Genomic DNA, 23,656 nt, shown 5'->3' on the forward strand with positions numbered 1-23,656 from the left:
CCTCAGCTGTAATGCCAGTCAGTTAAGCAACTGACTGGCTCTTTTTCGGGGCTGTGGGGGATTTCCAGGGCCTCTCCTTTACCACTCTCGGGAAGGCTCTTTCCCTTCTTGTCGGTAATTTCACAAGTTGTCCCATACTTGCAAGATCGCGCATCAGCTCCGGTATACGTCCCGGTGAAGCGCCCTGCAATGTCATCAGCATTCTCATCACCATTCCGCATGATTCTGAGAAACTCAGTTGATTCGGCCAGTAACCTTTCAGATGTTCTGCCATTTTAATCATCTGATATCTCACCAGATTATAAGCCAGTAAGACACCCCACAGCTCTTGCTCCACAAGCTCCGGCTTTTTACTTCTCAGCGTCAGCCTGCTCAGTTGCATCGTCTGTTTTATCTCCCTGTATCCCAGTTCGATTTCCCAGCGATGACTGTACAGATCCGCCATTTCTCCTCCGGGGAAGCGCATGGCGTCCGTCATCGACGTCAGCAGATGGCAGACTTTTCCTTTGCGCGTCACGGTCAGCAGGCGGGCTGTCACCTCATTTCCCAGCCCCGGCCACTTTTTTCGTGCCTGCGGGCTGGTTTTCAGCTTCACCAGATGATCGCCTTTACCCAGTTTTCTGATCTCTTCATATTGCGCTCCCTTTCTGAGAGGGATCATCCAGTGGCGGTGTTCTCCCGCCTGGCTCCAGGCATTTAACAGTCCCAGTGAGTAATAACCTTTATCCATTAACGTCAGGGTGTTATCGCCGGTTTGTTCTATAAGTTGCTCAGCAAGCTCATTTTCGCTGTTCTTCATCGTGCCGAAGGCTGCAGCCGTCAGCAGATGGCTGGTCAGTTCCATCTGGCAGACCATTTTGACCTGCGGGTAGAGCGCCGGGTTCCCGGCATGTGTCTGGCGGGGGAAGGCTGCATCGTTCTCTGGTGTATCCGGTGTGCGCCAGAACACACCATCGATGGCCAGCAGGGTCAGGCCGCACCAGTGCGGATGCGGCGTGGCGTTATGCCAGAGCTGCGCTGTTTTCGTGAACACGCGGCGGACAGCCTCACTTCCCAGGCGCTGGCGAGCCTGAATAACGGCACTGGGGGCAACGAAGGGGCGATTGCCCGGTAGCATGATGTCCAGGCGATTCACAATCTGGTGAAGAGGTTCTTTACGCTCAAGCGCCATGCCAACAATACACCAGACCATCATTTCGAGGGGAAGACGGCGCTTGCGTAGCGTTACAGTACCTGATTCGGCAAGGCAACGAGAGATGAGTTCGGGGTCGAGGTAATCCCCCAGAGAAGTCAGTGGGTTACGCAGAGAATCGTAACGGGATACCAAATCAAGTGCCTGTCCAATGAGCATAAAAAAATCCGGAAACGAGTGAGCGTTTCCGGATTCTTACACAGCCACTGGATCGGTCAACTGATCCTTAACTGATCGGCATTACAGCCTGAGCAGTCCCTTTTTGAATGTGGCTGAAGTTAGTCAGCACGCCCCATGTAACGGCGTTCTTCGATATGGATACGGATTTTTTCGCCCGGGCTTAAGTATTCTGGCACCTGAATCACCAGACCGGTGCTTAATGTTGCCGGTTTGTTACGTGCGCTGGCAGAAGCACCTTTAATGCCTGGTGCGGTTTCAACGATTTCCAGATCAACGGTCTGCGGCAGTTCAAGTGCCAGCAGTTGGCCGTCCCAGGTCAAAACCTGCATGTCAGGCATACCGCCTTCCGGCATAAACAGCAGTTCTTCTTCAATCTGATCTTTCGTGAAGGTATACGGGGTATAGTCCTCTTTATCCATAAAGACATATTCGTTGCCATCAACGTAGGAGAAGTCAACATAGCGGCGGGTCAGCGTCACGGTGTCAACGATATCATCACCTTTGAAACGCTCTTCTACTTTCAGCCCGGTACGGACATCAGAAAAGCGCATTTTGTACAGCGTAGCGGCACCGCGGGCAGTGGGGGACTGAATATCAATATCCTTAACCAGCAGCAATTTGCCGTTGTAATTCAGAACCATACCTTTTTTAATTTCGTTCGCTCTTGGCATCGAAAAATTCCTGTAGTCGAAAATGTCAAAAATATCGCGACAAACTACTCGCGACGGCCATTTCAGGCAAGAGGTATTCGCACTTTTGCTGGTGCAAAAAAGGTGGTACTGTGCGCGCTCATCAATCCGGTGGTTAACCTGAAGAGAACAATGTATGGAATGCCGTCCGGATTGCGGGGCGTGTTGTACCGCCCCCTCAATCTCCAGCCCTATTCCGGGTATGCCAGATGGCAAGCCCGCCAATACACCCTGCATTCAGCTCGATGAACAGCAACGCTGTAAAATTTTTACCTCGCCACTGCGCCCGAGAGTCTGCGCAGGCTTACAAGCCAGTGCAGAAATGTGCGGCAACACGCGTCAGCAGGCAATGACCTGGCTTATCGATCTGGAAATACTGACCGCGCCTTAAACATCTTTAATCCGCAGTAAGCAGAACAGGGTGGCGATAATCATCACCATCGCAAATCAGAACACTGCATGATAATTCCAGATCTCTGCGACTATTCCGGCTACTGAACCGGCGATAATCCAGCCCACACGTGATGTATTGGTATAGAGCGTGGTTGCTGAACCCGCCTGGCCGGGCATCAGATCCTGAAAATAGAGCATCCCAATACCGCCAAGAATACCGATAAAAATAGCATTCAGCATCTGTAAGCCCAACAGAATAACAGGTGAATGTGCCATCAGCATACCTGCGTAAAAACAGATGCCACCCACGGCTGCTACGCGCATCAAGAACCGCTTACCCAGACGTTTGGCAAAATAACCGGCAATTAACATCGTCGGGATTTCCAGCCCGGCGGCGGTCCCCATCATCACACCCGCCAGTTTTTCTGGAAGATGTAGTTCGTTAATAATAAATAGCGGCATGTTGATGATGTACAGGCTATTTGAACCCCACATCAACGTACAAATGACAAACAGCAATAGCGTATCGCGACGGTTACGCCGCGGTGCTTCAACCGTGCCGGTCGCCCAGCGGAACCTCTTTTTGCATCGACGGTAAAAACAGCCACACCATCACGCCGCAAACAATAAACGCTACCGCCGCGCTGAGATACATCACCGTAAAGCTGAAACCCATCGCTAAGGCATAAGCCAGCGGCGGGCCGATGACCCATGCCAGTGAAACCTGGGCGCGCAAAAAAGAGCTGAACATCACTGCTTCACGCCCGGTTTTATCGGCATGTTCACGGGCAAGAGCAAACATCTGCGGGTTGGCGGTAGAGCCAAAGCTGCTAAGAAAAACGCCGACAAACAACAGGATGAAGTAGTTGCGATTCCAGGCGAAAAGGGTGCAGGCCAGCACGCCTAACAGGCAGCAAAAGACAATCAGTGATTTACGATCGCCGCGCTTATCGGAGCGCCCGGCGAGAAACTGGCTGACCAGAATCCCGATGACGGCGCTGCCGGTAAAGAAGAATCCCACCATTGCCGGGCGGGCGTGTACCTCATCGGTAAGAAAAATACTGAGCGTTGGGGTTTGCAGAGCGCCTGCAATGCCGGTGAGAAAGGCAACAATTAAGAATGCCGTTGATGTCAGGTCAAACGATTTCGCGCTGGAGACTGCGGGGGAATTATGCATGCTGGTCGATCACTGAAAGATGAAGACGCGGAGTTTACGCCGCTTGTCAGAAAATAAACAGTCAGTGAAATCAAACTCGCCATGAATAATCAAAATGCTATTTCACTCTTGTTGAACCTTTGCTGACGCTGCTGAAATGATCATGTTGATAACAAATTTCGCCATCAGCGATTCAGATTATCGGCAAAAAAATGTGCAGCACATCAAACTTTTGTACATAATTTAGCGCCATCCCTTGCGTGCTGAAACAGAAGTATTATGCTTTCTTGAAACGTTTCAGCGCGATCTTGTCTTTAACCCTAAGCCAGGTTAGCGCTTTTTTTCTCATAGAAGCTGAATCGTTTCAATTCAGCAAGAGAGGAGAACTATGTTCCAGTTATCCGTACAGGACATCCATCCGGGCGAAAAGGCCGGAGACAAAGAAGAGGCGATTCGCCAGGTCGCTGCGGCGCTGGTGCAGGCCGGTAATGTCGCTGAAGGCTACGTCAATGGCATGCTGGCGCGCGAACAGCAAACCTCAACGTTCCTCGGCAATGGTATTGCTATTCCACACGGCACCACCGACACCCGCGATCAGGTACTGAAAACCGGCGTTCAGGTGTTTCAGTTCCCGGAAGGCGTGACATGGGGTGAAGGTCAGGTGGCGTATGTTGCTATCGGTATTGCCGCCAGCTCGGATGAACATCTGGGGCTGTTGCGTCAACTGACGCACGTCCTGAGCGATGATTCCGTTGCTGAACAACTGAAATCAGCCACCACTGCAGAAGAACTGCGCGCACTGCTGATGGGCGAAAAGCAGAGTGAACAGTTGAAGCTTGATAACGAAATGCTGACGCTGGATATCGTCGCCAGCGATTTGCTGACTCTTCAGGCGCTGAATGCTGCTCGTCTGAAAGAAGCGGGCGCGGTTGATACCGCTTTTGTTACCAAAGCCATCAATGAACAGCCGTTGAACCTCGGGCAGGGGATCTGGCTGAACGATAGTGCCGAAGGCAACCTGCGCAGCGCCATTGCGGTAAGCCGTGCGGCAAATGCTTTTGATGTTGAAGGCGAAACGGCAGCCATGCTGGTGAGTGTGGCGATGAATGACGATCAGCCAGTCGCGGTACTTAAGCGTCTGAGCGACCTGCTGATCGACAATAAGGCTGAACGTCTGTTGAAAGCTGATGCAGCAACGTTGCTGGCGCTGCTGACCAGCGATGATGTGCCGACCGACGACGTGTTAAGCGCAGAGTTTGTGGTGCGCAATGAACACGGCCTGCATGCCCGCCCAGGCACCATGCTGGTCAATACCATTAAACAATTTAACAGTGATATTACCGTGACAAACCTTGATGGCACCGGCAAACCGGCAAATGGACGTAGTCTAATGAAAGTTGTAGCACTTGGCGTTAAGAAAGGTCATCGCCTACGCTTTACCGCCCAGGGAGCAGATGCTGAACAGGCGCTGAAAGCCATTGGCGACGCCATCGCCGCCGGTCTTGGGGAGGGCGCGTAATGAGCAGACGTGTTGCTACGATCACCCTCAATCCGGCCTATGACCTTGTCGGTTTCTGCCCGGAAATTGAACGCGGCGAAGTGAACCTGGTGAAAACCACCGGTCTGCATGCAGCGGGTAAAGGCATCAACGTGGCCAAAGTTTTAAAAGACCTGGGGATTGATGTCACCGTTGGCGGTTTCCTCGGCAAAGACAATCAGGACGGTTTTCAGCAACTGTTCAGCGAGCTGGGCATTGCCAACCGTTTCCAGGTTGTCCAGGGGCGTACCCGCATTAACGTCAAGCTGACAGAAAAAGACGGTGAAGTCACCGATCTCAACTTCTCTGGTTTCGAAGTTACTCCAGCCGACTGGGAACGCTTTGTGACGGATTCTTTAAGCTGGCTTGGTCAGTTCGATATGGTCTGTGTCAGCGGTAGTTTACCGTCAGGTGTCAGCCCGGAAGCATTCACCGACTGGATGACTCGCCTGCGTAGTCAGTGTCCTTGCATTATCTTTGATAGTAGCCGTGAAGCGTTAGTGGCTGGTTTGAAAGCGGCACCATGGCTGGTGAAACCTAACCGCCGTGAGCTGGAAATCTGGGCGGGTCGTAAACTGCCTGAAATGAAAGATGTCATTGAAGCTGCACATGCGCTACGTGAACAAGGTATCGCGCATGTTGTAATTTCACTGGGTGCCGAAGGCGCGCTTTGGGTTAATGCCTCCGGCGAATGGATCGCCAAACCACCGTCAGTCGATGTCGTAAGCACCGTTGGCGCAGGGGATTCTATGGTTGGTGGCCTGATTTATGGCTTGCTAATGCGTGAATCCAGTGAACACACACTGCGTCTGGCGACGGCTGTTGCAGCCCTGGCGGTAAGTCAAAGTAATGTAGGTATTACCGATCGTCCGCAGTTGGCCGCAATGATGGCGCGCGTCGACTTACAACCTTTTAACTGACAGCAGGAGAGGCATAATGAAAACGCTGCTGATTATTGACGCTAATCTCGGTCAGGCACGCGCCTATATGGCGAAGACCCTGCTGGGCGCGGCGGCGCGAAAAGCAAAACTGGAAATCATCGATAATCCTAACGACGCTGAAATGGCGATTGTTCTTGGTGATTCCATCCCGAACGATAGCGCGCTGAACGGTAAAAATGTCTGGCTGGGCGATATTTCCCGGGCCGTCGCGCATCCGGAGCTGTTCCTGAGCGAAGCCAAAGGTCATGCGAAACCTTACACTGCGCCGGTAGCTGCTACAGCACCGGTTGCAGCCAGCGGCCCGAAACGCGTGGTTGCGGTTACTGCTTGCCCAACCGGCGTGGCACACACCTTTATGGCGGCTGAAGCTATTGAAACTGAAGCGAAAAAACGCGGTTGGTGGGTGAAAGTTGAAACCCGTGGCTCTGTTGGTGCGGGGAATGCCATCACGCCTGAAGAAGTGGCGGCAGCGGATTTGGTGATTGTGGCGGCAGACATTGAAGTCGATCTGGCAAAATTTGCCGGTAAACCCATGTACCGCACTTCTACCGGTCTGGCGCTGAAGAAAACGGCGCAGGAGCTGGATAAAGCGGTTGCTGAAGCGACGCCTTACGAGCCAGCAGGTAAAGCCCAAACGGCAAGCTCTGAAGCTAAGAAAGAGAGTGCAGGCGCGTATCGTCACCTGTTGACGGGCGTTTCTTACATGTTACCGATGGTGGTTGCTGGCGGTCTGTGTATCGCGCTTTCTTTTGCTTTTGGTATTGAAGCATTTAAAGAGCAAGGGACGCTTGCTGCGGCGCTGATGCAGATTGGCGGCGGTTCAGCTTTTGCGCTGATGGTTCCGGTACTGGCGGGTTATATTGCCTTCTCTATTGCCGATCGTCCGGGGCTTACTCCGGGTCTGATTGGCGGTATGCTGGCGGTCAGCACCGGTTCTGGCTTCATTGGTGGTATTATTGCGGGTTTCCTGGCCGGTTACATTGCGAAGTTAATCAGTACGCAACTGAAACTACCACAGAGTATGGAGGCGCTAAAACCGATTCTGATCATTCCGCTAGTTTCCAGTCTGGTGGTGGGTCTGGCGATGATCTACCTGATCGGTAAACCGGTTGCTGGCATCCTCGAAGGCCTGACCCACTGGCTGCAAACTATGGGGACTGCGAATGCGGTTCTGCTGGGTGCGATCCTCGGTGGAATGATGTGTACTGACATGGGTGGTCCGGTAAACAAAGCGGCGTACGCGTTCGGTGTGGGTCTGCTGAGTACTCAAACCTATGGCCCGATGGCGGCGATTATGGCGGCAGGTATGGTGCCACCGCTGGCAATGGGGCTGGCTACGATGGTGGCACGTCGCAAATTCGACAAAGCGCAGCAGGAAGGCGGTAAAGCGGCTCTGGTTCTGGGACTGTGCTTTATTTCTGAAGGTGCAATTCCGTTTGCCGCCCGCGATCCGATGCGAGTACTGCCGTGCTGTATCGTTGGTGGGGCGCTGACTGGTGCAATCTCTATGGCGATTGGTGCGAAACTGATGGCACCGCACGGTGGTCTGTTTGTTCTGCTGATCCCTGGCGCAATTACGCCGGTTCTGGGATACCTGGTGGCAATCATTGCCGGTACGCTGGTGGCAGGTTTGGCCTATGCTTTCCTGAAACGTCCGGAAGTGGACGCTGTAGCGAAAACAGCATAATAAAACGTGAACTGCAGGGCAGGAATTTTCTGCCCTGTATCCGTTGATGACCGCAAGATAAGTGAAAAGTGTTTGAAATTAATTCTATGAATTTAAATGGTTTTTACTTCAAATAGAAACCTGAACCTCTCATCAAACAGCAACGTCATTTTCTCAAGGGCAGATTAATTTCTGCCCTTTTTTATTGTTTCAGTTCTGTGCATTACTTCACAATTTCTTCGCTTTTTCTAAAACCGCCAATAATAGAGTTTTGTGAGCCTGCTCAAATCTGCTCATTTTGCCCCTCTGGCAGTAATTTACTTTAAGTAAAACAAGCATACTATGAGCACATGTTTAAATATGAACATATGTTTAAACGGTCTTTGCAGTACCTATATTCTTGTGGATTGACAGGGTTGGTAATTTTTTACCAGAGGACGTGCTATGCGCGAAAAGGAATATGTCGTAATTATAGGTTCGGCTAATATTGATGTCGCCGGATATTCACATGGATCATTAAATTATGCGGATTCAAATCCTGGGAAAATAAAATTTACCCCCGGTGGCGTAGGGTGCAATATTTCACAAAACCTGGCGTTGCTGGGGAAAAAATCCTGGCTACTGAGCGCCGTAGGAAGTGATTTTTATGGTCAATCGCTCCTGACACAAACTAATCAGTCCGGTGTTTATGTCGATAAATGCCTTATTGTGCCAGGGGAAAATACCTCAAGTTATTTATCTCTACTCGATAATACCGGCGAAATGCTGGTTGCTATAAATGATATGAATATTAGCAACTGTATTTCAGCGGAGTTCCTCTCACAGCACCGTGATTTTATTCAAGGGGCAAAGGTCATTGTCGCAGACTGTAATATCAGTGAAGAGGCGCTGATCTGGCTCCTGGATAACGCCGCCGACGCACCTGTATTTGTCGATCCTGTTTCAGCATGGAAATGCGTCAAAGTACGCGAACGGTTAAAGCAGATCCATACACTGAAGCCAAACCGTCTGGAAGCGGAAACCCTGAGCGGTATTGCCCTTTCGGGGCGTGAAGATGTGGCGAAAGTTGCCGCCTGGTTCCATCAAAATGGCCTGAACCGACTGGTTCTGAGCATGGGCGGTGACGGTGTTTATTACAGCGATATCCGCGGTGAAAGCGGCTGGTCTGCGCCGATTAAAACCAATGTCGTCAATGTTACCGGCGCGGGCGATGCCATGATGGCGGGACTTGCTTCGTGCTGGGTAGACGGGATGCCGTTTGCCGAATCCGTTCGTTTTGCACAGGGTTGTTCGTCAATGGCGCTCTCCTGTGAATACACCAATAACCCTGATTTATCGATTGCCAACGTTATATCGTTAGTGGAGAACGCAGAATGTCTGAATTAAAAATTTCCCCGGAGTTATTACAGATTTCCCCGGAAGTGCAGGATGCTTTAAAAAACAAAAAACCGGTTGTGGCGCTGGAGTCGACCATTATTTCTCACGGTATGCCGTTTCCACAAAATGCCCAGACTGCAATTGAAGTAGAAGAAACTATTCGTCAACAGGGAGCCGTACCAGCCACTATCGCTATTATTGGCGGTGTGATGAAAGTAGGCTTAAGCAAAGAAGAAATTGAATTACTGGGGCGTGAAGGACATAACGTAACCAAAGTTAGCCGTCGCGATTTACCTTTTGTTGTTGCGGCCGGAAAAAATGGCGCTACTACTGTTGCTTCAACCATGATTATTGCGGCGCTTGCCGGAATTAAGGTATTTGCCACCGGCGGTATTGGTGGGGTACATCGTGGCGCGGAACAGACATTCGATATTTCTGCCGATTTACAGGAATTGGCGCATACCAATGTTACCGTGGTTTGTGCCGGAGCGAAATCTATTCTCGATTTAGGTTTAACCACCGAATATTTAGAAACCTTCGGTGTGCCGTTAATTGGTTATCAGACCAAAGCATTACCGGCATTTTTCTGCCGCACCAGTCCGTTTGAGGTCAGCATCCGTCTCGATAGCGCCAGCGAAATTGCCCGTGCGATGGCGGTGAAATGGCAAAGTGGTCTGAACGGTGGCCTGGTGGTGGCGAACCCGATCCCGGAACAGTTTGCGATGCCGGAAGAAAGTATTAACGCTGCAATTGATCAGGCCGTTGCCGAAGCTGAAGAGCAAGGTGTAATCGGTAAAGAGAGTACGCCGTTCCTGCTGGCGCGAGTTGCTGAACTGACCGGCGGCGATAGCCTGAAATCTAACATCCAGTTGGTGTTTAACAATGCCATTCTGGCGAGCGAAATTGCCAAAGAATATCAACGTCTCGTGGGTTAATTTCTGACGGGCAGAAAGCCGTCGCCCGTACTTATCATACATACCGAAACCTGGCGTTGACGCCGGGTTTACTGGCATGAAGGGAAATCATTATGGATATAATGAGAAGTGTTGTGGGGATGGTGGTATTGCTGGCAATTGCGTTTTTGTTGTCAGTGAATAAAAAAAGCATCAGTTTACGCACCGTAGGTGCCGCGCTGCTGCTGCAAATCGCCATTGGCGGCGTTATGCTCTATTTTCCGCCGGGAAAATGGGCGGTAGAGCAGGCGGCGTTAGGCGTACATAAAGTCATGTCCTACAGTGACGCCGGCAGCGCCTTCATTTTTGGCTCGCTGGTGGGGCCGAAAATGGATGTCCTGTTTGATGGCGCAGGCTTTATTTTCGCCTTTCGCGTACTTCCGGCGATTATTTTCGTTACCGCACTCATCAGTTTGCTGTACTACATTGGTGTGATGGGACTGCTGATCCGTATTCTTGGTAGTATTTTTCAGAAAGCCCTCAACATCAGCAAAATCGAATCATTTGTTGCGGTTACCACTATTTTCCTCGGGCAAAATGAGATCCCGGCGATCGTTAAACCGTTTATTGATCGCATGAATCGCAACGAGTTGTTTACCGCAATTTGTAGCGGCATGGCATCTATTGCCGGTTCGATGATGATTGGTTATGCCGGAATGGGCGTGCCGATTGACTATCTGTTAGCAGCATCGCTGATGGCTATCCCTGGCGGGATCTTGTTTGCGCGTATTCTTAGCCCGGCGACGGAATCTTCGCAGGTGACATTTGAAAACCTGTCATTCAGCGAGACGCCGCCAAAAAGCTTTATCGAAGCGGCGGCGAACGGTGCGATGACCGGGTTGAAAATCGCCGCAGGTGTGGCGACGGTAGTAATGGCATTTGTCGCAATTATTGCGCTGATCAATGGCATTATCGGCGATATTGGCGGCTGGTTTGGTTTTGCCAATGCCTCTCTGGAAAGTATTTTTGGCTATGTGCTGGCACCGCTGGCGTGGATCATGGGGGTTGACTGGAGTGATGCCAACCTTGCGGGGAGTTTGATTGGGCAGAAACTGGCGATTAATGAATTTGTCGCTTACCTGAGTTTCTCGCCCTATCTGCAAACGGGCGGCACGCTGGACGTGAAGACCGTGGCGATTATCTCCTTTGCGCTTTGTGGTTTTGCTAACTTCGGCTCTATCGGTGTTGTCGTTGGGGCGTTCTCGGCTATTTCGCCAAAACGTGCGCCCGAAATCGCTCAGCTTGGTTTACGGGCGCTGGCAGCCGCGACGCTCTCCAACCTGATGAGTGCGACAATTGCCGGGTTCTTTATTGGTCTGGCGTAATGCTCGATTCGTAGGCCGGATAATACGCATCAAGCGTCGCATCCGGCAATCACGCAGCATTCAAATAATTTTTACTGCATCATCCCGGAGAGTTTATTCTCCGGGTCCATCTCCCGCGCCAGCTCTAACAACTGCTTTCTGTTTTTAATTAAATATCCTTTCTTATTTTTAATTAATAAACCATCGTGAATGAATTGTGCGAGAACATATAACAGGTGTCGATAAGAAACACCCAGATACTCTGCCGCCTGGGTATGCTTTTCGTGATAAAGATCACCTTCCTGCGAGAGTAATATAAATGCGGCCAGGCGATTCACTAACGGAAATGATTGATTCTGCGTTAAAGAAACAATATTGCGATAATTTTTATGGCTTAAGCTGACGCAGAGTTTTCGTAAAAATAGTGTGTCGTTTAATAACAGCGGACGGTAATTTTTCATGGGTAGCGCAATACACCAACACTCTTCAATAGCCTGCACCGCGCGCGGTTTATGGTCTTTATCGATTAACTCAATCTCGCCAATAAAACAGGGTGCGGCAAAGAAATCGATCAGCGACACCCGACCATTAGCAAGCGTGGCGTAGAGTCTGGCGCGGCCTCGCGTCAGGTAAAACAGCCATGACGGTTGTTGTCCTTCCTGCACAATGTAGTCACGCGCTAAAAAATGAAACAGCCGCGTGTCCACTGAAACATCCGTTGCAAAGCACACCTTAAATGCGGATTCGTCAATTAATTGCTGCTTAAGATCATTATTGTGGATTTCTTTCACGATGTTTACCCGCTATGAGATTTCTCATATTTAGCATACGTACGCTGTTGTTAAGATTCAATTATCGGCCCGATTGAATTTTCTTTGCTGTAGAAAAAATAACGCAACTTGAAACAGAGGGAATAAACAATGGAAAAAAGAAAAATTATCCTGGATTGTGATCCGGGTCATGATGACGCTATTGCAATAATGATGGCAGCGAAACATCCGGCGATTGATTTATTAGGTATTACCATTGTGGCCGGTAATCAAACCCTCAATAAGACATTAATTAATGGTCTGAATGTTTGTCAGAAACTGGAGATTAATGTTCCGGTTTATGCGGGGATGCCGCAGCCGATTATGCGCAAACAAATCGTTGCCGATAATATTCACGGTGAAACCGGACTGGATGGCCCGGTATTCGAGCCGCTGACCCGTAAAGCTGAAAGCACCCATGCGGTGAAATACATCATCGATACCCTGATGGCAAGCGATGGCGATATCACTCTGGTGCCGGTTGGTCCACTTTCAAACATCGCGGTGGCAATGCGGATGCAGCCTGCAATTCTGCCGAAAATCCGTGAAATTGTGCTAATGGGCGGCGCTTACGGTACAGGTAACTTTACGCCGTCTGCCGAGTTCAACATCTTTGCTGATCCGGAAGCCGCACGCGTAGTGTTCACCTCCGGCGTTCCGTTGGTGATGATGGGCCTCGATCTCACTAACCAGACTGTTTGCACCCCGGATGTGATTGCGCGGATGGAAAGGGCAGGTGGCCCTGCCGGTGAACTGTTCAGTGACATCATGAATTTCACCCTCAAAACTCAGTTCGAAAATTATGGTCTGGCTGGTGGCCCGGTGCATGACGCCACCTGCATTGGCTATCTGATTAACCCTGATGGCATTAAAACCCAGGAAATGTATGTCGAAGTAGACGTCAACAGCGGCCCTTGTTACGGGCGTACCGTCTGCGACGAACTGGGTGTTCTCGGCAAGCCCGCTAATACCAAAGTCGGCATCACAATTGATACCGACTGGTTCTGGGGATTAGTCGAAGAATGCGTTCGCGGCTACATCAAAACCCATTAAGTGTTGATAGCAAGTCGGGCCTGTATCGCAAGGTGCAAGCCCGGCTATTTATAATGGGCAGAAAGCCGTCGCCCAAAATGACATGAAGAGATAATAACTATGGATGTCATGAGAAGTGTTCTGGGAATGGTGGTATTGCTGACGATTGCGTTTTTGCTGTCGGTGAATAAGAAGAAGATCAGCCTGAGAACCGTCGGCGCGGCGCTGGTATTACAGGTCGTGATTGGCGGTATTATGCTTTGGCTTCCGCCTGGACGTTGGGTTGCAGAAAAGGTCGCTTTTGGTGTCCATAAAGTGATGGCGTACAGCGATGCGGGTAGTGCCTTCATCTTCGGTTCTCTGGTTGGGCCGAAAATGGACACCCTGTTTGATGGCGCAGGATTTATCTTTGGTTTCAGGGTATTACCGGCAATTATCTTCGTTACTGCACTGGTGAGTATTCTTTACTACATTGGCGTGATGGGGATCTTAATTCGTATTCTTGGCGGTATATTCCAGAAAGCTTTACATATCAGCAAGATTGAGTCATTTGTTGCTGTCACCACCATTTTCCTCGGGCAAAACGAAATTCCGGCGATCGTGAAGCCATTTATTGATCGTCTGAATCGCAATGAATTATTTACGGCGATTTGTAGTGGCATGGCCTCAATTGCCGGTTCGACGATGATTGGGTACGCTGCACTGGGCGTGCCAGTGGAATATCTGCTGGCGGCATCGTTAATGGCGATCCCCGGCGGGATCTTGTTTGCTCGCTTGTTAAGCCCGGCTACGGAATCTTCGCAAGTTTCCTTTAATAACCTCTCTTTCACCGAAACACCGCCAAAAAGCATTATTGAAGCCGCTGCTACAGGGGCAATGACCGGGCTGAAAATCGCCGCAGGTGTAGCGACTGTGGTGATGGCATTTGTCGCCATCATTGCGTTGATTAACGGTATTATCGGCGGTGTTAGCGGTTGGTTTGGTTTTGAAAATGCCTCGCTGGAGTCCATTTTAGGTTACCTGCTGGCTCCGCTGGCGTGGGTGATGGGGGTTGACTGGAGTGATGCCAACCTTGCGGGAAGTTTGATTGGGCAGAAACTGGCGATTAACGAATTTGTCGCTTACCTGAGTTTCTCACCGTATTTGCAAACCGCAGGCTCTCTGGATGCTAAAACCGTAGCGATTATTTCTTTTGCGCTGTGCGGTTTCGCTAACTTTGGTTCTATCGGCGTGGTGGTTGGGGCATTTTCTGCGGTTGCGCCGCACCGTGCGCCGGAAATCGCCCAACTTGGTTTACGGGCGCTGGCGGCGGCGACGCTCTCCAACCTGATGAGTGCGACCATTGCCGGGTTCTTTATTGGTTTAGCTTGAGTGTCATTGCCTGATGTGCAAGCTTATCAGGCCTACATTTACTTGCTGAAATTGCCTGATTTGTAGGCCGGATAAGACGCGTCAAGCGTCGCATCCGGCAACATTGTTACACCATTGGCACTAATGAAAGCGCGTTATCGGCAGACAGAGTAGGGTTGTTTATGCTGCCGCTGGCGCGCGAAATTGCCGCGCAGGCCATCGCAAAACGGGCGCTATCGCGAAAACTGCTTCCTTCCAGAAAGCTATACACCAGTCCCGCCATAAAACCATCGTCGGCGCCAAAACTGTCTACCGTTGTATGTTTTGGTGCAGTCAGTAAAAATTGCTCGCCATCTTTTTCGCTGCAATAAACTGACTCATCGGGCAAATAAACAAACAGTTGCTGAACACCTTGCTGATGCAACGCATTCACTGCGGCATTACGGTCAGCATCGCTGGTGATCGCCTGTCCCCATAAAATTTCCAGTTCCTGCAAAGTCGGTTTCAGGGTGTGAATATGTGCCAGCCAGTGTTTGATTTTTCCTGCTTTAAATTCCGAAACGGTATCGACAAACACCGGAATTTCATCGGCAAGGGTAAAGACCCACTCCAGCGCCTCAGCAGTCAGGTTACAATCAGCCAGCACCACGCCCGCATGGCGAAGTAAATCACGCGACCCGTTCAGTAATTGCGGCGTCAATTGCTCCAGAAGATGGGTATCGTTTATCGCCAGCACGGTTTCATCGTCTTGATTGGCAATCGCGAGATACGTTGACGTACTTTGACCGTGTAAACGAACGCAGCCTGAGACATTCACTCCGGCACGGCGCGTCTCTTCTAAGAGCATTTCGCCATAAAAGTCATCGCCAATCACCGAGAGTAAATGCACGTCACGGCCCAGTAGTGCCAGATTGTGGGCGATATTGCGCCCGACGCCGCCAGCCGAGCAATGAATTGTACCGGGATTAGAGGCCGCTTGCGGATAACGGATATCCGCCATCCCGCGAATATCCATATTGATTGTCCCCACCACCACACAGTATTCCTGCTCGGTGAGAATGTAACCTTTGCCTTTAATCAGGCCTTTGCGCATTAAATCCATAATATGCGCCGCTACGCGCGAACGGCTGATTTGCAGCATATCAGCAATTTCATTCTGCTGGATCAGCGGGTTACGCCGCAAAATTGCAAGGATCTCCTTCTCCCGGTTATTCATTTTCAGGCTACCGCTTTTTCAGTTTGTTGCGCTTTCAGCCAGGCGATTTCTTCCGCCCAGATATCCGGGTTAATGGTTTCGAGGATCAGCGGAATACCGTCGAAGCGATCATCCTGCATGATCCAGCGGAAAGCATCATGGCCAATATTACCTTCACCAAGACTGTGATGGCGGTCAACGCGGCTGCCAAAGGCGCTTTTCGCATCGTTGAGGTGCATCCCGCGCAGATACTTAAAGCCGACAATACGGGCAAAATCTGCGAACGTTTTCTCGCATTCGGCAGGGGTACGCAAATCATATCCGGCAGCAAAAGCATGGCAGGTATCAATGCAAACGCCGACGCGGGATTTATCTTCCACGCCGTCGATAATCGCCGCGAGATGTTCGAACTTAAATCCTAAGTTGCTGCCCTGACCGGCAGTATTTTCAATCACCGCCGTCACACCTTGTGTTTTATCCAGCGCAATGTTGATGGATTCGGCAATGCGCGCCAGGCAATCCTCTTCTGAAATTTGCATCAGGTGACTACCGGGGTGGAAGTTGAGCAAAGAGAGACCCAGTTGTTCGCAACGCTGCATTTCATCTATAAACGCATCGCACGACTTTTCCAGGGCTTCTGCGACCGGATGGCCAAGGTTAATCAGATAACTGTCGTGGGGAAGAATTTGCGCCGACGTGTAGTGATACTTTTCGCAGGCGGCTTTGAATTCATCGATGGTTTGCGTCGTGAGCGGTGCAGCACGCCACTGACGTTGATTTTTGGTGAACAAGGCAAACGCGGTTGCGTCGATTTCGGCGGCGCGAATTGCGGCATTTGCCAGACCGCCAGCAGCACTAACGTGCGCTCCAATGTATTTCATGCGAGGACTCCTGTTAAACCCGCTGGAGGAAAACGGTAATCATAGCGGGTTAACAGGAGCAAGATGTAGTGGTTTATGCGATGACGCTTTGAATCACATAGTTAATTGCACCACCACCAACAATCAGCCAGGCAAACAGTACCAGTGCCATCAGCAGAGGTTTCGCCCCGGCTTTTTTCAGCGCGCTGACGTGAGTGGTCAGACCCAGCGCCGCCATCGCCATTGCCAGCAGGAAGGTATCCAGCGTTACCAGCATGTTCACCACGCTCTGCGGTAACAGGTGGAACGAGTTAAAGATGGCAACTACGATGAACAAGATGGCAAACCACGGAATGGTGATTTTGCTTTTCTCGCCGCTGTTCGCCCCAGATAGCTGTTTAACACGTGCAGCCAGCAGAATAAGGAACGGAGCCAGCATCATCACGCGCAGCATTTTGGAAATAACTGCTGCGTTTTCTGCATCCGGGCTGATAGCATGACCTGCCGCCACCACCTGCGCCACTTCGTGCACAGTAGAACCAATGTAGATACCGAAAGTTTCCGGGCTAAACCATTGAGACATCAGCGGATATATCGCCGGGTAGAGGAAAATCGCGACGGTCCCGAAGATAACAACGGTTGCAACAGCCACGGTTACTTTACTGGCTTCCGCTTTCACTACCGGCTCAGTTGCCAGTACCGCAGCGGCACCACAAATACTGCTACCGGCACCAATCAACCAACTGGTGTGCTTATCCAGGCCAAACACTTTCTGCCCCAGGAAGCAAGCCAGCAGGAAGGTACTGGACAGCGTCAGCACGTCAATGATGATCCCACTGATACCGACATCGGCAATTTGCGAGAACGTCAGACGGAAGCCATAAAGAATGATACCCAGACGTAATAAATATTGCTTGGCAAACAGCACGCCACCGTCACAGCTTTTCCAGATGTGCGGATAGATGGTGTTGCCTAAAACCATCCCCAACAAGATTGCGAGGGTGAGGGCACTAAACCCGGCACCCGCAACGGCGGGAATGGAACCACCCCACAGGGCGACCCCGGTGATAACTGCACTCAGGGCTAACCCCGGAATAAAATGCCGCAGTGTACGATGTTGTTTCTGTAAGGTGATATTCGTCATAACCCTCTCCTTTAACCGGGCATAAGGTTACGTCTAACTGGTTTAAAAATAAAATTGATTATATATTTATAATTAATCTTTATAAGTGGTAAGCGACTATGCACATCACCCTCCGACAGTTGGAAGTTTTTGCAGAAGTATTGAAAAGTGGATCCACCACCCAGGCGTCGGTGATGCTGGCGTTGTCGCAATCAGCAGTGAGCGCAGCCTTGACCGACCTGGAAGGGCAGCTTGGCGTGCAACTGTTTGATCGCGTGGGGAAAAGACTGGTTGTTAATGAACACGGACGGCTGCTTTATCCGCGCGCGCTGGCGCTGCTGGAACAGGCTGTTGAAATTGAACAACTGTTTCGCGAAGACAACGGCGCGATTCGTGTCTATGCCAGTAGCACCATCGGCAATTACATTTTACCCGCTGTTATCGCCCGTTATCGCCATGATTACCCGCAGTTGCCGATTGAACTTAGCGTTGGTAACAGCCAGGACGTGATGCAGGCGGTGCTGGATTTCCGCGTTGATATTGGCTTTATTGAAGGGCCGTGCCACAGCACTGAAATCATTTCTGAACCTTGGCTGGAAGACGAACTGGTGGTTTTCGCCTCGCCAACCTCGCCGCTTGCTCATGGTCCGGTCACCTTAGAACAGCTTGCTGCCGCACCGTGGATCCTGCGTGAACGCGGTTCTGGTACGCGGGAGATTGTCGACTATCTGTTACTGTCGCATCTGCCGAAGTTTGAGATGGCGATGGAGTTGGGAAACTCCGAGGCCATCAAACATGCTGTGCGTCACGGACTGGGGATTAGCTGCCTGTCGCGACGGGTGATTGAAGAGCAATTACAGGCTGGCTCTTTACGTGAAGTTGCTGTCCCGCTGCCGCGCCTGATGCGCACGCTGTGGCGTATTCATCATCGGCAAAAACACCTTTCCAACGCGTTAATGCGCTTTCTGGACTACTGCAATCCTGCCAATTTACCGCGTTAAGTTGCTGTACAGGAACATGCTGGCGCTGTGTCGATTTCGTGACGCAGCGCCAGCGTCAGGCATTCGCCAGAAAAGAGATTGGCTGCTTTACTTATAATTCCTGGGCGATCATGAAGGTCTCTTATAAAAGCGCATTTCTATCGGAAGGATTGCAAATCGTCTGCTACAATCGCGCCTCATTTTTAATGATGGATAGCATTTTCGTATGGTTTCCGAAACTAAAACCACAGAAGCGCCGGGCTTACGCCGTGAATTAAAGGCGCGTCACCTGACGATGATTGCCATTGGTGGCTCCATCGGTACGGGTCTTTTTGTTGCCTCTGGTGCAACGATTTCTCAGGCAGGTCCGGGCGGGGCGCTGCTCTCGTATATTTTGATTGGCCTGATGGTCTACTTCCTGATGACCAGTCTTGGCGAACTGGCGGCGTATATGCCAGTTTCTGGTTCGTTTGCGACTTACGGTCAGAACTATGTAGAAGAGGGCTTTGGCTTCGCGCTGGGCTGGAACTACTGGTACAACTGGGCGGTAACTATCGCTGTTGATCTGGTGGCCGCGCAGTTGGTAATGAGCTGGTGGTTCCCGGATGTCCCTGGTTGGATCTGGAGTGCGCTGTTCCTCGGCGTTATCTTCCTGCTGAATTACATTTCGGTCAGAGGCTTTGGTGAAGCGGAGTACTGGTTCTCACTGATCAAAGTTACGACCGTGATTATCTTTATCGCCGTTGGCGTGATGATGATTTTCGGTATCTTCAAAGGTGCACAGCCTGCTGGCTGGAGTAACTGGACGATAGGCGAGGCACCGTTTGCCGGTGGTTTTGCGGCGATGATCGGTGTGGCGATGATTGTCGGCTTCTCCTTCCAGGGAACCGAACTGATTGGTATTGCGGCGGGTGAATCTGAAGAGCCGGGGAAAAATATTCCGCGTGCGGTACGTCAGGTGTTCTGGCGAATTCTGCTGTTCTATGTATTCGCGATCCTGATCATCAGCTTGATCATTCCGTACACCGATCCAAGTCTGTTACGCAATGATGTGAAAGACATCAGCGTCAGCCCGTTCACGCTGGTGTTCCAGCACGCAGGACTGCTTTCTGCGGCGGCGGTGATGAACGCGGTTATTCTGACAGCAGTACTGTCAGCGGGTAACTCCGGTATGTACGCGTCTACCCGTATGCTGTACACCCTGGCGTGCGATGGCAAAGCGCCGCGTATTTTCTCTAAACTGTCGCGCGGCGGTGTACCACGTAATGCGCTATATGCCACGACGGTTATTGCCGGTCTGTGCTTCCTGACCTCCATGTTTGGTAACCAGACGGTGTATCTGTGGCTGCTGAATACCTCCGGGATGACCGGCTTTATCGCCTGGCTGGGGATTGCTATCAGTCACTATCGTTTCCGTCGCGGCTATGTATTGCAGGGACACGATATTAACGACCTGCCGTATCGTTCGGGCTTCTTCCCGCTGGGACCGATCTTCGCCTTTGTGCTGTGCCTGATTATCACTCTGGGCCAGAACTACGAAGCGTTCCTGAAAGATACCATCGACTGGGGCGGCGTAGCGGCAACGTATATCGGTATCCCGCTGTTCCTGGCCATCTGGTTTGGTTACAAGTTGATTAAAGGAACTCACTTCGTGCGTTACAGCGAAATGAAGTTCCCACAGAACGACAATAAATAAGCGTTATCTCTTCCTTATTAAGCCCTCTCACCTGAGAGGGCTTTTTCAATTCTATTTCCCATATAAATCATACGTATATAAAATTTAACAATTGAATTGATAATTGTTATCGTTTGCATTATTGTTACGCGAAATGAAAAAGGCTGACAAATCAGAGGCTGTTCAGGCGCTCTGGGATGATCACCTGCATACAAAAAAAGTCCACTGCGATGCTGCCGTGCGCAAGAGGACGTGAAGAAGATGTGAGCGATAACCCATTTTATTTTCGTAGTTACCTCATGGAGATATGGAATGTTTAGGTTGAACCCCTTCGTACGGGTCGGGCTGTGTTTGTCCGCGATTTCTTGTGCATGGCCTGTGTTAGCGGTTGATGATGATGGCGAAACGATGGTTGTCACCGCCTCTTCCGTTGAACAAAACCTCAAAGACGCACCTGCCAGTATCAGCGTCATTACCCAGGAAGACTTGCAGCGTAAACCGGTACAGAACCTGAAAGATGTCCTCAAAGAAGTGCCAGGCGTACAACTGACTAACGAAGGGGACAATCGCAAGGGCGTCAGCATTCGTGGTCTGGACAGCAGCTATACCCTGATTCTTGTCGATGGTAAACGCGTGAACTCCCGCAATGCTGTCTTCCGTCATAATGACTTCGATCTGAATTGGATCCCGGTTGATTCCATCGAACGTATTGAAGTGGTACGTGGCCCGATGTCCTCGTTATATGGTTCTGATGCGCTCGGCGGCGTGGTCAACATTATCACCAAAAAAATTGGCCAGAAATGGTCAGGAACCGTTACGGTCGATACCACCATTCAGGAACATCGCGATCGCGGCGACACCTACAACGGTCAGTTTTTTACCAGTGGGCCACTAATTGACGGCGTGCTGGGAATGAAAGCCTACGGCAGCCTGGCGAAACGTGAAAAGGATGACCCGCAGAACTCAACCACCACCGATAGCGGAGAAACGCCGCGCATTGAAGGATTCTCCAGCCGCGATGGCAATGTCGAATTTGCCTGGACGCCGAATCAAAATCACGATTTTACCGCTGGTTACGGTTTCGACCGTCAGGATCGTGATTCCGACTCGCTGGACAAAAACCGCCTGGAACGCCAGAACTACTCTGTCAGCCATAATGGTCGCTGGGATTATGGCACCAGTGAGCTGAAATACTATGGCGAGAAAGTCGAAAACAAAAACCCTGGTAACAGCAGCCCGATTACCTCAGAAAGTAATACTGTTGATGGCAAATACACGTTACCGCTGACGGCGATTAATCAGTTTGTCACGGTCGGCGGTGAATGGCGTCACGACAAACTTAGCGATGCGGTAAACCTGACCGGCGGCACCAGCACCAAAACATCTGCCAGCCAGTATGCACTGTTTGTGGAAGACGAATGGCGGATCTTCGAGCCGCTGGCGCTGACGACCGGCGTGCGTATGGACGATCACGAAACCTACGGCGATCACTGGAGCCCGCGTGCCTATCTGGTCTATAACGCCACCGATACCGTAACGGTGAAAGGCGGCTGGGCGACGGCTTTTAAAGCACCTTCTTTACTGCAACTTAGCCCTGACTGGACGACTAATTCCTGCCGTGGCGCATGTAAGATTGTTGGTAGCCCGGATCTGAAGCCAGAAACCAGCGAAAGTTGGGAGCTGGGGCTTTACTACATGGGGGAAGAAGGCTGGCTGGAAGGCGTTGAATCCAGCGTGACTGTTTTCCGTAACGATGTGAAAGATCGCATCAGTATCAGCCGCACGTCCGACGTCAACGCTGCACCGGGCTACCAGAACTTTGTAGGTTTTGAAACCGGGGCTAATGGTCGACGTGTACCGGTATTCAGCTACTACAACGTTAACAAAGCGCGCATTCAGGGCGTGGAAACCGAGTTGAAAATCCCGTTCAGTGACGAATGGAAACTGTCACTCAACTACACCTATAACGATGGTCGTGATGTCAGCAATGGTGAAAACAAACCGCTTTCCGATCTGCCGTTCCATACCGCCAACGGTACGCTGGACTGGAAACCACTGGTGCTGGAAGACTGGTCATTCTATGTTTCTGCTCATTATACCGGGCAGAAACGTGCCGATAGCGATACGGCTAAAACGCCGGGTGGCTATACGATCTGGAATACCGGTGCGGCATGGCAGGTGACCAAAGACGTCAAACTGCGCGCGGGCGTGCTGAACCTGACAGATAAAGATCTCAGCCGTGATGACTACAGCTATAACGAAGACGGACGTCGTTACTTTATGGCGGTGGATTATCGCTTCTGATGAGAAGATGCCCGGCGAACCGGGCGGACTGTCACTTCAGTAAATACTGCGCATGGAAGCGCAGATGATCCTCTATAAAAGAAGCAATGAAGTAATAGCTGTGATCATAACCCGGCTGAATACGCAGCGTCATCGGCCACGCTTTCTGGCGCGCGGCTTCTGCCAACACGGCGGGTTGTAACTGGTCGGCAAGAAACTGATCGTTATCACCCTGATCAATCAGCGTCGGGATCGCATCCTGCGCATTGCTGGCGTACATCAGCGCACAACTGTCCCATGCCACCCAGTCATTTTTATCCTCACCCAGATAGGTGCTAAATGCTTTGATTCCCCACGAAACGCTGCACGGATTCACAATCGGCGCAAAGGCGGAAACGCTGGTATATTTGCCCGGATTTTTCAGCGCCATAATCAGAGCACCATGACCTCCCATCGAATGGCCGCTGATGGCGCAGCGATTGCTGACGTTAAATTGCGACTGAATCAGTGCTGGTAATTCATCACGCAGATAATCATACATCCGGTAATGTGCCGCCCACGGCGGTTGCGTGGCGTTAAGATAAAACCCGGCACCCTGGCCTAAATCATAGCCGTCGTCATTGGCAACATGTTCGCCACGCGGGCTGGTGTCTGGCATTACCAGTACAATCCCCAGTTCTGCCGCCACGCGCTGGGCACCTGCTTTGGTGGCGAAGTTTTCATCATTACAGGTTAAGCCTGAAAGCCAGTACAGCACCGGCGGCGGGGCGTTATCGCGGGGCGGTGGGAGAAAGATACTGAACGTCATCGGGCAGTTTAAGGTACTGGAGTCATGTCGCCAGCGTTGCTGCCAGCCTTCAAAACAGCGATGCTCTTCGAGCATTTCCATGCGTGGCTCCTTGTTATGTTGTTTGCAATTTTTTCATCATACCGTTTATTCAGTGTGTTGTGAGTAACTTTC

General features: G+C 50.9%; 19 protein-coding genes and 1 pseudogene. 12 read left to right on the top strand and 8 right to left on the bottom strand.

Annotated elements, in window-relative coordinates:
* Nucleotides 1–22: 22 nt before the first annotated feature.
* Both C1192_RS01060 and yeiP read right to left on the bottom strand, forming a co-directional pair.
* A complete protein-coding gene (locus C1192_RS01060) occupies nucleotides 23–1,351 on the bottom strand; it encodes an IS4-like element IS4 family transposase (RefSeq protein ID WP_103194762.1) in 1,329 nt (442 codons plus the stop codon).
* 119 nt (nucleotides 1,352–1,470) lie between these two features.
* Nucleotides 1,471–2,043 carry an elongation factor P-like protein YeiP gene (gene yeiP, locus C1192_RS01065; protein ID WP_001136827.1) on the bottom strand — a complete coding sequence of 191 codons (573 nt, stop codon included), beginning with the start codon at nucleotides 2,041–2,043 and terminating at the stop codon, nucleotides 1,471–1,473.
* 154 nt (nucleotides 2,044–2,197) lie between these two features.
* Here yeiP and C1192_RS01070 point away from each other — a divergent pair, with 154 nt between their 5' ends.
* The gene (locus C1192_RS01070) at nucleotides 2,198–2,452 is read left to right on the top strand and encodes a YkgJ family cysteine cluster protein (protein WP_001516722.1); all 255 of its coding nucleotides are present in this window, start codon (nucleotides 2,198–2,200) and stop codon (nucleotides 2,450–2,452) included.
* Nucleotides 2,453–2,508: 56 nt separating this feature from the next.
* On the opposite strand, the pseudogene setB reads toward C1192_RS01070, so the two are convergent.
* Nucleotides 2,509–3,631: pseudogene (setB, locus tag C1192_RS25280) on the bottom strand (sugar efflux transporter SetB).
* Between the two features lie 367 nt (nucleotides 3,632–3,998).
* Here setB and fruB point away from each other — a divergent pair.
* The 6 genes from fruB to C1192_RS01110 all read left to right on the top strand — a co-directional run bounded on the left by fruB (nucleotide 3,999) and on the right by C1192_RS01110 (nucleotide 11,409).
* Nucleotides 3,999–5,129, top strand: a complete 1,131-nt coding sequence (fruB, locus tag C1192_RS01085; protein ID WP_000487268.1) for a fused PTS fructose transporter subunit IIA/HPr protein — start codon at nucleotides 3,999–4,001, stop codon at nucleotides 5,127–5,129.
* Nucleotides 5,129–6,067, top strand: a complete 939-nt coding sequence (gene fruK / locus C1192_RS01090) for a 1-phosphofructokinase (RefSeq protein WP_000091270.1) — start codon at nucleotides 5,129–5,131, stop codon at nucleotides 6,065–6,067. The genes fruB and fruK overlap by 1 nt, the downstream gene beginning before the upstream one ends.
* Before the next feature lie 16 nt (nucleotides 6,068–6,083).
* Complete coding sequence (gene fruA / locus C1192_RS01095) at nucleotides 6,084–7,775, top strand: PTS fructose transporter subunit IIBC (RefSeq protein ID WP_001516718.1); 1,692 nt, start codon at nucleotides 6,084–6,086, stop codon at nucleotides 7,773–7,775.
* A gap of 423 nt (nucleotides 7,776–8,198) precedes the next feature.
* Entirely contained in the window at nucleotides 8,199–9,140 is a 942-nt protein-coding gene (locus tag C1192_RS01100) for a pseudouridine kinase (RefSeq protein WP_038355333.1), read from the top strand.
* Nucleotides 9,128–10,066 (top strand): pseudouridine-5'-phosphate glycosidase, encoded by a 939-nt coding sequence (gene psuG / locus C1192_RS01105; protein ID WP_001516716.1) that lies wholly within the window; start codon nucleotides 9,128–9,130, stop codon nucleotides 10,064–10,066. Before C1192_RS01100 ends, psuG begins: the two co-directional genes overlap by 13 nt.
* Nucleotides 10,067–10,158: 92 nt before the next feature.
* Entirely contained in the window at nucleotides 10,159–11,409 is a 1,251-nt protein-coding gene (locus C1192_RS01110; RefSeq protein ID WP_038355332.1) for a NupC/NupG family nucleoside CNT transporter, read from the top strand.
* Between the two features lie 71 nt (nucleotides 11,410–11,480).
* Here the strand turns inward: C1192_RS01110 and C1192_RS01115 are convergent, their stop codons facing one another.
* Nucleotides 11,481–12,179 carry a transcriptional regulator YeiL gene (locus C1192_RS01115; protein WP_001516714.1) on the bottom strand — a complete coding sequence of 233 codons (699 nt, stop codon included), beginning with the start codon at nucleotides 12,177–12,179 and terminating at the stop codon, nucleotides 11,481–11,483.
* Nucleotides 12,180–12,308: 129 nt separating this feature from the next.
* Here C1192_RS01115 and rihB point away from each other — a divergent pair, with 129 nt between their 5' ends.
* Nucleotides 12,309–13,250, top strand: a complete 942-nt coding sequence (gene rihB / locus C1192_RS01120; RefSeq protein WP_000415437.1) for a ribosylpyrimidine nucleosidase — start codon at nucleotides 12,309–12,311, stop codon at nucleotides 13,248–13,250.
* A 99-nt stretch (nucleotides 13,251–13,349) separates the two neighbouring features.
* A complete protein-coding gene (locus C1192_RS01125; protein ID WP_038355331.1) occupies nucleotides 13,350–14,600 on the top strand; it encodes a NupC/NupG family nucleoside CNT transporter in 1,251 nt (416 codons plus the stop codon).
* Nucleotides 14,601–14,706: 106 nt separating this feature from the next.
* On the opposite strand, the gene C1192_RS01130 is transcribed toward C1192_RS01125, so the two are convergent.
* The 3 genes from C1192_RS01130 to C1192_RS01140 all read right to left on the bottom strand — a co-directional run bounded on the left by C1192_RS01130 (nucleotide 14,707) and on the right by C1192_RS01140 (nucleotide 17,778).
* Nucleotides 14,707–15,795 carry a sugar kinase gene (locus tag C1192_RS01130; protein WP_038355330.1) on the bottom strand — a complete coding sequence of 363 codons (1,089 nt, stop codon included), beginning with the start codon at nucleotides 15,793–15,795 and terminating at the stop codon, nucleotides 14,707–14,709.
* 2 nt (nucleotides 15,796–15,797) lie between these two features.
* Nucleotides 15,798–16,655, bottom strand: coding sequence for a deoxyribonuclease IV (gene nfo, locus C1192_RS01135; protein WP_038355329.1), 858 nt, complete (start codon nucleotides 16,653–16,655; stop codon nucleotides 15,798–15,800).
* A 73-nt stretch (nucleotides 16,656–16,728) separates the two neighbouring features.
* A complete protein-coding gene (locus tag C1192_RS01140; RefSeq protein WP_038355328.1) occupies nucleotides 16,729–17,778 on the bottom strand; it encodes a YeiH family protein in 1,050 nt (349 codons plus the stop codon).
* Between the two features lie 98 nt (nucleotides 17,779–17,876).
* Here C1192_RS01140 and yieE point away from each other — a divergent pair, with 98 nt between their 5' ends.
* From yieE to cirA, 3 genes are all read left to right on the top strand, one after another.
* Nucleotides 17,877–18,758, top strand: a complete 882-nt coding sequence (gene yieE, locus C1192_RS01145; RefSeq protein ID WP_000548304.1) for a DNA-binding transcriptional regulator YeiE — start codon at nucleotides 17,877–17,879, stop codon at nucleotides 18,756–18,758.
* Nucleotides 18,759–18,963: 205 nt separating this feature from the next.
* Nucleotides 18,964–20,433: a lysine-specific permease gene (gene lysP, locus C1192_RS01155; RefSeq protein WP_000253267.1), complete on the top strand. Its 1,470-nt coding sequence runs from the start codon at nucleotides 18,964–18,966 to the stop codon at nucleotides 20,431–20,433.
* Between the two features lie 291 nt (nucleotides 20,434–20,724).
* Nucleotides 20,725–22,716 (top strand): catecholate siderophore receptor CirA, encoded by a 1,992-nt coding sequence (gene cirA, locus C1192_RS01165; RefSeq protein WP_000489220.1) that lies wholly within the window; start codon nucleotides 20,725–20,727, stop codon nucleotides 22,714–22,716.
* A 31-nt stretch (nucleotides 22,717–22,747) separates the two neighbouring features.
* On the opposite strand, the gene yeiG is transcribed toward cirA, so the two are convergent.
* Nucleotides 22,748–23,584 carry an S-formylglutathione hydrolase gene (gene yeiG / locus C1192_RS01170; protein ID WP_038355327.1) on the bottom strand — a complete coding sequence of 279 codons (837 nt, stop codon included), beginning with the start codon at nucleotides 23,582–23,584 and terminating at the stop codon, nucleotides 22,748–22,750.
* Nucleotides 23,585–23,656 lie beyond the last annotated feature (72 nt).

This window comes from Escherichia marmotae (genome assembly GCF_002900365.1).
Taxonomy (GTDB): domain Bacteria; phylum Pseudomonadota; class Gammaproteobacteria; order Enterobacterales; family Enterobacteriaceae; genus Escherichia; species Escherichia marmotae.